This is a genomic window from Thioalkalivibrio sp. (genome assembly GCF_041685615.1).
Taxonomy (GTDB): Bacteria; Pseudomonadota; Gammaproteobacteria; order Ectothiorhodospirales; family Ectothiorhodospiraceae; genus Thioalkalivibrio.
On sequence record NZ_JAWLFK010000058.1, the window covers coordinates 1 to 11,235 of the forward strand.

The following is an 11,235-nucleotide window of genomic DNA, read 5'->3' on the forward strand; positions in this document are numbered from 1 at the left end:
GAGTGGCAAAAGACCGAAGAGGGCAAGCAGCCGCATTTCATCACGTTGACCGACGACGCGCCGCAGGACGTGCTGTTCCTGGCGGGCATCTGGGCGCCGACCGCGGACGGAGGGGCCTGCTGCGCGATCATCACCGAGCCTGCGTCCGAACACCTGGCGCATATCCACGACCGACAGCCACTCGCGCTGGACGCGGAATGCCGATGGGATTGGCTGGACCCCGCCATCACCGAACGCGAGCAAGTCCGTCTCATCACCCGGCGCTTGCCGTCCTCCGCCTTGCAGGCATACGCCGTTTCGCCACGAGTGAACCGGCCGCAGAACGACGATCCCTCCGTCCTCGATCGCACCGGCGACGCGTCCTGATGAAGCGATCAGGACCCGGCCCGTATGACCCCGGGCGCGTATTCGGATGCGCTACAGTCAGGGGGGAGACGACATGACAATGGCGCGTTTTGCGGGTGCGTGAGGGGAGTCGGGTCGATGGAGCTTCGGGAAGGACGACGCAGGGTCATCCGTATGACGGCCGAGGTGCAGAATCTGCACGGTGCCCCCGAATTTCGGGCGAGTGGCTGGGTCCGGGATGTCAGCCTCAGCGGACTGTATCTGGAAATGCCGGTGTCAGGTCTCTCGGTGCATTCAAGACTGATGTTGACCGTGACGCCGGAACCAGGGGCGGACGGCCGGACCCATGTCTGGCAATGCATCGTCATGCGGCTCGATGAGCATGGCGCGGGAGCCATGTTCGAAACCGAAGATCCGTCGAGTGTCGATGGCCTGCTCGACCTGATGCGCGAGTGCATCATCGGACTCCCGTCCGATACGCGATAATTCGGGATCCCTGGAGCGACCTTGCTGCCTGCGCCGGCGACCGAGCACGGGGAAAAGGCAAGGTGTGGTTCCGACGGCGCCTTGCTCGCGCCGGCCTGCCGATGTCCGTCGCAATGGAGGCCGCGCCGTCAGCCGGTGCAGAACGGAGTCATTGGGCCGGGAGGCAGTCGGGCAGCAATGTCTCGAACGAGCGGGGTGTGATCCCGAGGTCGGCGAAGCTTCCGGTGCTGTTGCTCGCGACGTTGTCTTGCTGCATCAGGTAGATCTGGTCGCGGGTCAGAGGTGGGTTTGGTAGCACGGAGGCCAGACCGGCGAGCGCGTGCCAGACGCCGAATGGCACAGGGAGCAAGGGGCGTTTGCGGCCCACGTGGGTCAGTACCAGGGTCAGGATTTGGCGGTAGGTCAGGACCTCGGGGCCGCCGAGTTCGTAGACGAGCTGTGCGGGTGCTTCGTTTCCGCACAGTTTGGCGATGGCGCGGGCGATGTCGGTTACATGTACGGGCTGCAGGCGGGTGAGGCCGCGGCCAAACAGGGGGATCACCGGCAGGGCTGCGAGCCCGGCCAGGTTGCGCAGGAACGCATCGCCCGGCCCGAAGAGGACGCTGGGGCGCACGATCACGGCGTTCGGGAATTCGCGTTGCACAGTGACTTCGCCTTCGGCGCGGGCGCGGATATACGGGGAGGGTGACCGGCGGTCGGCGCCGATGCCGGAGAGCTGCACCACGCGCTCGAGGCCGGCCTGATGTGCGGCGCGTGCGAGCCGGGCCGCACCGTCCACGTGAATGGTGGCGAAGCGCAGATCACGTTGCTCCACGTACAGGCTGACCGCGTTGACGACGCCGTGGGCACCCTCCACGGCGCGGGCGACATCGGCATCGTCCCGGATATCGGCGCGGCAGTGGTCCACCCGGGCCTGTTGTTCCAGTCCGGAGGGTACCGCCGCCCGGCGCGATGCAATGCGCACGGCGTGACCGGCATTGCTCAGTTCGTGCACGATCCGGCTGCCGAGGAAGCCGGTGCCGCCGAATACGGTGATCAGGTCCGGGCGCATGGCGAGCCCCCTTTGGATGATGGGTAGGGAAGCCGGACGCGGCAACCCACGATCAGCGCTTCACTCTAAGGGTAGGAAGCGGCGGGCCTTGTGCGGTCTGCTCTGGATCGACGCCTGTATCTGCCATGATGCAGGGGACTGGGGGCGCGCGTGCAACCGGTGGCCCTCCTGGGCGGGGCCGCCGGAGCAGACGCGGTTTTTGCGGGTGTACCCCTGGTGGTCTTTTGAAGCGCCCCGTGCTACGGGCGGCGGCCGACCGGGAAGCGGATGCACGAACGACTTTCACACGTGGTGGGTTTCGATGATGCGCCGTTCGCGCGGCAGTATCGGGGCGACGTGCGGGTCATTGGTGCCGTATTCGCCGCGAAGCGGCTGGACGGCGTGCTTTCGACGCGGGTGCGCCGCGACGGAGCCAACGCCACAGCGCGTCTGGCCGAGTGCGTGCTGGGCAGTCCGTTTGCACCGCAGCTGCACGCGATCCTGTTGCAGGGGATCACGCTGGCCGGATTCAACGTGGTGGACTTGCATGCGCTGCACGCGCGCACCGGGTTGCCGGTTCTCGCGGTGGCGCGCCATGCCCCCGATTTGACCGCGATTCGCCGTGCGCTGCTCGATCACGTCCCGGGGGGCGCACGCAAGTGGCGGCTGATCGAGGCCGCCGGGGTCATGGAGCCGCTGGAGGGCTTGTACGTGCAGCGCTGCGGGCTCAGTCCCGCGGCGGCGCAGCGCCTCCTGGAAGACCAGCGACTCCACAGTCGACTCCCGGAGCCGCTGCGGGTGGCGCACATCATTGCGGGAGGCGTGACTACGGGGGCGAGTCGTCACCGGCCATGAGCCCGGGCGCCACCCCGGCGCGGCAAACGGGCGTGCCGGCCGGGTTTCGGCACGGGCGGCCACGGCCCGAGTACGGGCGAGATCGTGGCACCCCGGGTGCCGCGTCGGGCGGCTCGCTACACTCGTTACAGGCAAGTCTGAAGGAGGCCCCGATGGCCCGTGTGTATGTCGGGACATCCGGCTGGAACTACCGGGCGTGGAAGGACGACTTCTACCGCGGCGTGCCACAGCGCGAGTGGCTGGCCCACTGTGGGCGGCATTTCAGCGGACTGGAGATCAATGGCACCTTTTACCGCCTCCCCGCGACCACCACCGTGCAGCGATGGGCGGAGCAGACGCCCCCGGATTTCGGCTTCGCGATCAAGGGCAGCCGGTTCGTCACGCATATCCACCGATTGAAGGACGCCGAGGATCCGGTTCGGCTGCTGCGCGAACGCATGGAACCGATGGGGAACCGGCTGCGGGCGGTTGTGTGGCAACTGCCGTCGAACTTCGCGATCCACCAGGAGCGGCTGGAGGCGTTCACCCATGCGCTGGGCTTCTGGCCGGAAGTCCGGCACGCGATCGAGTTCCGGCATCCCAGCTGGTTTACCGAGTGGGTGGCAACGCACCTGGACGCGGCCGGAGTGGGGATCTGCCAGTCGGATGCCCCGGACTGGCCGTGCTGGGAGGCCCTGGCGAGTCCACTGGTTTACTGCCGCCTGCACGGTCATACCCGCACGTATGCTTCGGCCTACAGCGGCCGCCTCCTGGACCAGTGGGCCGTCCGCGTGCGGCAGTGGCTGGGGCAAAAGCGCGAGGTGCATATCTACTTCGACAACGATGCCGAGGGGGCCGCGCCCCGGGACGCCCAGCGTCTGCTCGAACGGTTGGGGGATGCGGACTGAGGGCTCAGGCATCGGCCTCCGCGCGGTGGCGGCTGTACAGCCGGAGGGCCGTCATCCCGACCAGCAGCGAGGCCAGCCCACCGATCACGAACACGTGAGCGGGCGTGGCACCGGCGGGCCCGGTGAACAGCCAGAACAGCACCGGCGCCGCCAGCATGGCGGAGAACGCCAGGAAGTTGCTCGCGGCAATGAAGCGGCCGCGCCGGTCGGCAGGACTGTGACCCTGCAGGTAGGCGGTGATCGGCACAATGAAGAACCCGGAGGCAATGCCCAGCAGGGCGATCAGCACCAGCGTCGCGGGGTAGCTCTCGGTGGCGAAGTACAGCAAGGCGCTGATCAGGGCCGCCGCGATCATGCCGGCCGGCGCATGGTGCATGGCGATGGCGCCGCGCGACAGGTAGCCGGCCAGGATGCTGCCCGTTCCGATGCCCAGCGCCAGCGTGGTCAGGATGATGCCGGTCGCGAGCTCGCCCAGCTCCAGATGGATCTCGGCGAACAGGGGCACGTTAAGCTGATACAGGGTGCCCAGGGCCCAGAACCATGCGATGCCGAGGATCACCATGAACAGGACCCGGTGGGGCCGGATTTCCGCGACGGCCTGCATGACGGTTGCAAACGGGTTCAGCCGGAAGGGCGCCGGGTGGTCAGCTGCCAGGGTCGGGGTGATAAAAAGGCTCGTTACCACGCCGGTGACGGACAGACCCACAATCAGGGCGGCCGGCACCCAGAGCGCCTGGCCGGCGAACTCCATTACAAAGCCCGCCAGCGCAGTGCCAAGGATGATTGCCAGGAAGGTCCACAGCTGGATGTGGCCGTTGGCACGCGAAAGCTGCCGGTAGCGCACCAGCTCCGGCAGGATGCCGAACTTCGCCGGGCTGAAGAACGTGCTCTGCAGGCCCATCAGGAAGGTGGTCACCAGTAGGCCGGCGAAGTTGTCGGTGATCAGCATCAGCGCCGCGGCCAGCAGCACCGCGGCCTCGGCCATGCGGGTGCAGACGATCACGATCTTCTTGCTGTAACGGTCGGCGACGTAGCCTGCCCATGGCGAGAACAGCACGAACGGCAGCAGGAACACGAAACCGACCAGGCTGTAGTAGAAGGTGCCTTCGCCCTCGACGACAAACCCGCGGATGGCGATAAAGATCACCACCAACCGGAAGAAGTTGTCATTGAGCGCGTTGATGAAGACCGTCGCCATGTGGGCGATGAAGCCTTTCCTGCGGATGTCCGAGGTCTCGCTCATGGGATCTGCCGCCCGGCGGGGTTTCCGGAAACACTACGGGTCAGGTTCAGGGAAACTCCAATCAACGGACACGGTCGTGATCCCTGAATGTGATCTTGCTTCTTGTCTCCCCGGCTGAGCAAGGACAAAAGGCAAGGTCTGGCCCTCCAAGGTCTGTGACAAAGTCTCCGGACCGGCGAGAAGTCCGGACATGAAGCAACCGGGGCCTGGATAGTTGGTGCCGGACACAGTCCCTACGGTTCTTGCGACCCCTGATTCGCGCACACCCGGTCGCGGCCGCTCGCCTTGGCCTCGTACAGGGCCTCGTCGGCCCGGCGCATGAGCCGGTCGAAGGATTCTTTGGTCCTCAACGTCGCGCAGCCGATGGAAATGGTCAGCCGGACCTCGGGTGCGAAATCGGGCAGACGAACCTCCCGGACGGTCTCGAGCAGTCGTCTGGATAGATCCAGCGCCCCATCGGAGTCCGTCTCCGGCAATAGGATCGCGAACTCTTCGCCACCGGTTCGCGCCATCAGGTCGGCATCGCGCAGGATGCCTGCGCACGACTGCGTAATGCGTCGCAGGGCTTCATCACCCGCCGCATGGCCGTATACGTCGTTCAGCCGCTTGAAGTGGTCGAAATCGATTTGTAGCAGGGCGAGTGGATGCTGGTGTCGATGCGCCCGCTCGACTTCCTGATGGGCCCGCTCGAACAGGCGCTGACGGTTGGCCAGTCCCGTCAGGGGATCGGTGTGGGCGACCTCCTGCCAGTAATGCTCGAGTTGCTTGCGCGGCGTGATATTGACCGCGACCCATAGCGCGACCCGGTTGGTGTGGTCGTACGCGGGCAGGGGAAGGACGCGCCCCTCGAACCACTGGTCTGCAGCGGCGCGCGTGCCCGTGCGCGCCTCCTCGGGCAGCACGGGCACATCGGCTGCCCGCAGGCAGTATTCAATAGTTTGCAGCTCACCGGACTCGATCGCGGTACGGACCAAGTGAAGACACTCATCCGCGAGCGGTGTCGGCAGGGCATCGTGCAGGGCGTGTCCAAGCAGGTTTTGCCCGCTGACGTACATGGCCTCGTTGGTCCCGCCAATCACGTTGACATAGACACCGTGCTCGTCGAGAACGAACGAGATGTCCGGCAACGCGCGCAAAAGTGTGAGGAGCTGATCCCGTTCTGCACACACGGCGTCATAGGCGGCTCGGGAGACGGGCGAGGGGTCATGTTCCACGGAGGTCAGTCTCCTGGGGCAGGGCATCCATGAGGGGTAGGAATATAAGCGAAACCGAATATAGTTTCATCCCCCACCCGCCGATTGCCCATGCGTGCCGCTCGAACCCGAACGAACGCGCGGGCTACAGGCACACCAACTTGGACGCCGGGTCTCCGGCTAACTGGAGCGGGCACGACCACGTCGAGGCGACTGCAGAAACGTGCGTTCCCTCTTTTCGCGCGCGTTCCCCGGCATTGCCACAAGCCGCGTCATAGCCGGGCCCAGAAGGGGCCCCGGTTTCGGTTGAAATACCAGGGGGGCGGGGCTACGTACGGGAGCGGGGGAAGGGCCAGCACAGCCCCTGAATTTCCCGCCGAAGCTACTCGTCGCCGATGGCAAGGGCACCATCAACACCGATCATGGGCACGAAGCCGCCGTCCTGGCCAGGGAAGAGATCATCGGTGGATTCCATTTCCCGGTCGTCGGCCGGCTTCTCGGCCAAATGGGTGCCGGAGCCATCGGTCGGGTTCCCGTGATCGGTGGCCGGCCCGTAGAGCCGCTGGACTCCGCGTAGATCGCCGGGCTGCAAATCGGCGAAATCCTCGGTGTACTTGAATCCCATCAACTGGCCGGCGGGCCCGGGATGGTCGAGGCCGATGGCGTGACCGATCTCGTGCGTCAGCGTATAGCGGATGTCGTACACGTCCTGGTTGCCGTCGAATCCAACCTTCCACTCGTAGTCGGGATTCAGGCATACCAGTGACTGCTCGATGGCGCGCACACCCGTTTCCGAATCGGGCCCGTAAGCAACGCGGGTGAATTCCTCCGAATCCTGCACGTAGGCCACATTGGCGAATGCCCGTCCGGAGGGATTGCCCTGGGCGCCGAGAACGATATCCGCATTCCGGGCATCGCTTACCTTCTGGAATGAAAGACCGGCCGCGCGCTCCCACACGCGAAACGCCGCCGCGGTCTCGCGCTCGAACGTCTCCATGGAGAGATCGTCCCCGAGCAGCCCTTCGGTCGGCGCCAGATCACGGCAGTTGTACGCGTCATCAAACCGGAGCGCCTCGCCGGCGAAGGCATAGGTGATGCGGGCCCCCACCCCCAACTGCTGGTCTCCCCACTTCACCTTGTAGCCATCCAGCTTGAGCAGCCGATACCCGTCCTCGTCGGCGAGGGCGGGCAGCGGCAACGCCAACGGCAGAAAGCCGGCCGCGACCAACGCCAGGATTGGGAGGTGTGCTTGGGGGAGGGATCGCACCGCAGTCTCCTGATCGGACCCCGCGAGAACGAGTTGAAGGCGGACGGGGCTCTGCCGAAGAGTAGCATAACGCCCGACTAACGCCTGGGTGGGATGCCGCACCGACGAAGCATTGCGTCCATTCCAACGGTTCATGATGGGCCGCTACGGTTTGCGAGCGCTCAACAAGGGCATCCGCAGCCCGGCTCATGGAATTCCGGCTGTCGAGGGGGAGGCGCGGATCGATCACTGGCCCATACGCCGAGCCCCAATGATTGCGAGGACTCGAAGAGGCCGTGGCAGTCGGCTGAGGTGCTATGAAATCTGGCCAACCCGCTGTGGAGAAGGGGCAACAGGCAAGATCGGACCCCGGACTCCCTGCTGACGTCAGGGTCGCTAATCCCAGAGGTGATGCCAGCGCTCCCACCAGTCGCGGGCGATGGCCCGGTTGGCCGCATTCTCGCGCTCGTCGAGGACGGTCCCCAGGCGGATGTACTCGCCGCCGGTGCGCGAGGTCACCGACGGATCCTGCGAGGCCAGCATCAGGGCGTAGAGCGCGAGTTTCAGTTCCCAGGGGTCATCGGAATCGAGGTATGGCACCAGATGCGGCACGGCGGGCGCACCGATTTGTCCGAGCGCCTCGGCCGCGGTGTACCAGGTGCGCGGATGCTCCTCGCCCCCGTAGGTCTCGACGAACTCGCGATCCGACAAGCGGTCGAGGTAGTAGCGGATCTCGGCCTCGGGGCTGGCGAACCCCTCCACGGGGTCATCCGCTTCGGCCGCCGGCCGTTCTTGCGACGCGGCGTCTTCGGCGACGGACGGCTCCGTCTGTGGCGCACCGGCGCAGGCACCCAACAGCATCCCGCCGGCCAGCCACGCGGCCAGCCGCCAGGGAACCGCGGCCGCCCGACGGTGCCCCGCGGGGACTGCCGGGTTCGCGCGGATGTCCGCGCACCGCGCCCTGCGAAGGGAAAGGAAGGAACGGATCATCTTGAAAGGGCTCCACCGGCTCGTACGAACGTTGCCCCGAGTGTCTCCCCACCTGGGAATCCTGGCGCTACGCTTCGCTAGGACCGGGATGACCGGCGTGGGGTGTGTTTCCCTGGGTCTCCTCTTGGATGATGGATTCCCGAAGCACCGTCATTGAGAGGCCTCGCAGAGGCCGCGGCAATCCGCCGGACTGGCCCGAGATCGTGCCAGGTGCCTTGGCGTTGCCGAATCTGACCGGAAAGGTGAGTGTTACCTTTCTCGCCGCCCCTCACGTCTCTCCATCGGGAGACAAGATTTCCAGCAGCGGCCCGCTACACTGATATCCGCTCTCTGCTTGCCCTGAAAGACAAGCCTCCACGGCATCCTTGAGCTGGGTTTCGATGTCACCGTCCGAATCCAGGCGGAACTGCAGCGGCTTGTAGGTCCACTCGGACTCCGGGTGCTGCGTGTAAACCATGCCCAGCTGGCAGCCTTCGTCTTCCGTGGCCCCATCGATCATGTACTGCACGCTGGCGCCCGCCCCCATGCCGGTCATGTAACTCGCGCCCGCCTTGCAGGCCGATACCGCCTCGATGAAACATGCCTTTGATTCGCAAGGCGGCGGACCATCGAAACCCATCATGGAGGCCGCCGGGTTCGCCCAGAGTGCCAATGGCACCAGGGCCACGGTGAACGCCAGGGTATGCTTCGTCTTCCGCATGACTCTTCCTTCTGGTTTTCTCACCCTCGTGCCCGAGCATACGGGATCTTCCGTACCGCGGTCTCTTCGATCCGGGGGTGTTTCTTCAGCGTGGCCCGATCCCATGGTCCAGACCGGAAAGGTTCTACCCCATTTCTGCGGACGGTTTGGAAAGGGCTGAAAACTTCAGATCCTGATCATCCGTATTCGCCACGCGCACGAGGACTGGGAGGGAGACGAGCCGTAGGCAATGCGAAGGCACAAGGTCGGATCCTGGTTTTCGTCCCCGTGTGGCCGGAAGAGAGCCCCTCGGAATCAGAGGCCCCCCTTGCGTCAAAGTTGGCCGGGCAGGGCAAAAGGCATGGTCTGACCCCGAAGCCGCTTGGAAATGCGGAGATTGACCCGCATAATCTACGCATAGATTGCGGAGAAGGTCGTGCAATACATCTGGGAACGGACCGGCTGGCCCCACTGGCAGTGGGACGCGGAACATATCGCGCCGATGCTGGCTGCGGCTGCGCGCGAGCAGGGTCGGCTGCTCGGAAGGATGCAGGGATTGGGATTCGCACTGCGCGAGGAAGCGTCGTTTTGCGTGCTGTCGGAGGATATCGTGGATTCCGGCGCGATCGAAGGCGAGCGACTGCCTCTGGATCAGGTGCGCTCCTCGCTTGCACGTCGCCTCGGCCTGGGGGCCGGTGGACTGACCGCTTCAGGGCGGGACGTCGACGGCATGGTCGAGCTGATGCTGGATGCCACGAAGTCCTTTGACCGTGAACTGACAGTCGATCGGCTGTTCGACTGGCATGCGGCCCTGTTTCCGACGGGACGTAGCGGGATGACGCGGATTCCGGTCGCGCGTTGGCGGGATGACGATGAAGGGCCGATGGAGGTGGTGTCGGGTCCCGTTGGTCGGGAGACGGTGCACTTCTCCGCACCACCGGCCGAGCGAATCCCGGGGGAGGTCGACGCCTTCGTCGCGTGGTTCAAGGCGCCCGGCCCTCTGGATCCGCTAGTGGTGGCGGGGCTGGCCCATCTCTGGTTCGTGACCATTCACCCGTTCGCGGATGGAAATGGGCGTATCGCTCGGGCAATCGCCGATATGGCGCTGGCACGAGCGGATGGTTCGGCGGAACGTTTCTACAGCATGTCCGGGCAGATCCTTCGGGAACGCAGTGACTATTACGCCATCTTGGAGCGGACTCAGAAACAGGGGGACCTGGACATCACCCTGTGGCTGGAATGGTTCCTGGGCTGCCTGCAGCGTTCGCTGAGCAACGCCCAGGATGCACTCGAGCACGTGCTGTTCAAGGCCCAATTCTGGGAGCGCTTCGCCACGGAGCCGCTCAGTGCCCGACAGATCAAGGTTCTCAATCGCCTGCTGGACGGATTCGAAGGTGGGATGACCTCTTCACGTTGGGCCCGGATGGCCAAGTGCTCGCAGGATACGGCGCAGCGCGACATTGCGGACTTGGTGGCTCGAGGCGCATTAAAGAAGAACCCGGGCGGTGGACGCAGCACGAGTTACGCCTTGCCGGACACGCTCGGATGACCCGTCTCGTCGCACCAGGTCGACAAGGAATGCGGTAGGGGGCAAGCACCGTGCATGCGCTGTGCGCTCAGGCATCCGCAGGAATCCGGCTGTTACCTTTATTCAGGGCCCTGAACCACGTGCGCCACACCCTCGCGGGCTACGAACTGAGGAGTCATGGGGTCAGACCTTGCCTTTTGCCTCTCCCTTGATGCGGGGCAAAAGGCAAGGTCTGACCCCAAAAGTCCCATGCTGGCCCGCACGCACCATCCACATATTCGCTTTATCCATCATGCCCCTTGTTTAACGTTTCCATGCGGACCTTTGGCCCATTAGCCAACGTCTACCACCAGCCCGGGTCTGTCGTTTAACCTCCGGCTCCTGTCTTGTTCCATGCGGGTTTCAATGTGGAAACCAGGCTGTCTTCGAGGCCGGCGGCCAAGTTGACATGAAACCCGCCGTAATGAAGCAACCCATTGTCCGGGAGGGCGTATACGGCGACGGAGCTCCCAGAACGTAACGCTTCAATGATCAATATGTTGCCTTTGATGTTCGTTGACTGAGTCGGCCCCGGGTTCTGGTAGCCGTAGAGTCGGGTCTTCAAGGGCCGCGTGGTTTTTCCGACGTACATCACTTCACCGTTCACTACTAGCGCATACAGGATATTTCTTTCAGAGGCGCAATCTGTGAGCGTGCATCGCGCTTTGCCGTCTTCGAGCGACCAGGTCCCTGCGGGTCGAAAGCCAATATCCT

The 11,235-nt window shown here is 64.9% G+C and carries 12 protein-coding genes; 5 read left to right on the forward strand and 7 right to left on the reverse strand.

The window, feature by feature from the left end:
- Together ACESLR_RS10395 and ACESLR_RS10400 are read left to right on the forward strand one after the other, a co-directional pair.
- On the forward strand, positions 1-366 hold a 366-nt coding region (locus tag ACESLR_RS10395), incomplete at its 5' end, for an SOS response-associated peptidase (protein WP_373067288.1).
- 117 nt (positions 367-483) lie between these two features.
- Positions 484-831 (forward strand): PilZ domain-containing protein, encoded by a 348-nt coding sequence (locus ACESLR_RS10400; RefSeq protein WP_373025775.1) that lies wholly within the window; start codon positions 484-486, stop codon positions 829-831.
- Positions 832-979: 148 nt separating this feature from the next.
- Here the strand turns inward: ACESLR_RS10400 and ACESLR_RS10405 are convergent, their stop codons facing one another.
- Positions 980-1,882, reverse strand: coding sequence for a complex I NDUFA9 subunit family protein (locus tag ACESLR_RS10405; protein ID WP_373025774.1), 903 nt, complete (start codon positions 1,880-1,882; stop codon positions 980-982).
- A 267-nt stretch (positions 1,883-2,149) separates the two neighbouring features.
- On the opposite strand from ACESLR_RS10405, the gene ACESLR_RS10410 reads away from it, so the two are divergent.
- Entirely contained in the window at positions 2,150-2,716 is a 567-nt protein-coding gene (locus ACESLR_RS10410; protein WP_373025773.1) for a DUF99 family protein, read from the forward strand.
- 152 nt (positions 2,717-2,868) lie between these two features.
- The gene (locus ACESLR_RS10415; protein WP_373025772.1) at positions 2,869-3,603 is read left to right on the forward strand and encodes a DUF72 domain-containing protein; all 735 of its coding nucleotides are present in this window, start codon (positions 2,869-2,871) and stop codon (positions 3,601-3,603) included.
- 4 nt (positions 3,604-3,607) lie between these two features.
- Here ACESLR_RS10415 and ACESLR_RS10420 read toward each other — a convergent pair whose 3' ends face one another.
- The 5 genes from ACESLR_RS10420 to ACESLR_RS10440 all read right to left on the reverse strand — a co-directional run bounded on the left by ACESLR_RS10420 (position 3,608) and on the right by ACESLR_RS10440 (position 8,975).
- Positions 3,608-4,846 carry an MFS transporter gene (locus ACESLR_RS10420; protein ID WP_373025771.1) on the reverse strand — a complete coding sequence of 413 codons (1,239 nt, stop codon included), beginning with the start codon at positions 4,844-4,846 and terminating at the stop codon, positions 3,608-3,610.
- Between the two features lie 233 nt (positions 4,847-5,079).
- Positions 5,080-6,060 carry a GGDEF domain-containing protein gene (locus ACESLR_RS10425; protein WP_373067295.1) on the reverse strand — a complete coding sequence of 327 codons (981 nt, stop codon included), beginning with the start codon at positions 6,058-6,060 and terminating at the stop codon, positions 5,080-5,082.
- Positions 6,061-6,421: 361 nt separating this feature from the next.
- Positions 6,422-7,267 carry a matrixin family metalloprotease gene (locus ACESLR_RS10430; protein WP_373025767.1) on the reverse strand — a complete coding sequence of 282 codons (846 nt, stop codon included), beginning with the start codon at positions 7,265-7,267 and terminating at the stop codon, positions 6,422-6,424.
- Between the two features lie 414 nt (positions 7,268-7,681).
- Positions 7,682-8,146, reverse strand: coding sequence for a HEAT repeat domain-containing protein (locus ACESLR_RS10435; RefSeq protein ID WP_373025780.1), 465 nt, complete (start codon positions 8,144-8,146; stop codon positions 7,682-7,684).
- A gap of 397 nt (positions 8,147-8,543) precedes the next feature.
- Positions 8,544-8,975, reverse strand: coding sequence for a hypothetical protein (locus tag ACESLR_RS10440; protein WP_373025765.1), 432 nt, complete (start codon positions 8,973-8,975; stop codon positions 8,544-8,546).
- 415 nt (positions 8,976-9,390) lie between these two features.
- Here ACESLR_RS10440 and ACESLR_RS10445 point away from each other — a divergent pair, with 415 nt between their 5' ends.
- Positions 9,391-10,503, forward strand: coding sequence for a Fic family protein (locus tag ACESLR_RS10445; RefSeq protein ID WP_373025764.1), 1,113 nt, complete (start codon positions 9,391-9,393; stop codon positions 10,501-10,503).
- Positions 10,504-10,849: 346 nt separating this feature from the next.
- On the opposite strand, the gene ACESLR_RS10450 is transcribed toward ACESLR_RS10445, so the two are convergent.
- On the reverse strand, positions 10,850-11,235 hold a 386-nt coding region (locus ACESLR_RS10450), incomplete at its 5' end, for a GIY-YIG nuclease family protein (protein ID WP_373067300.1).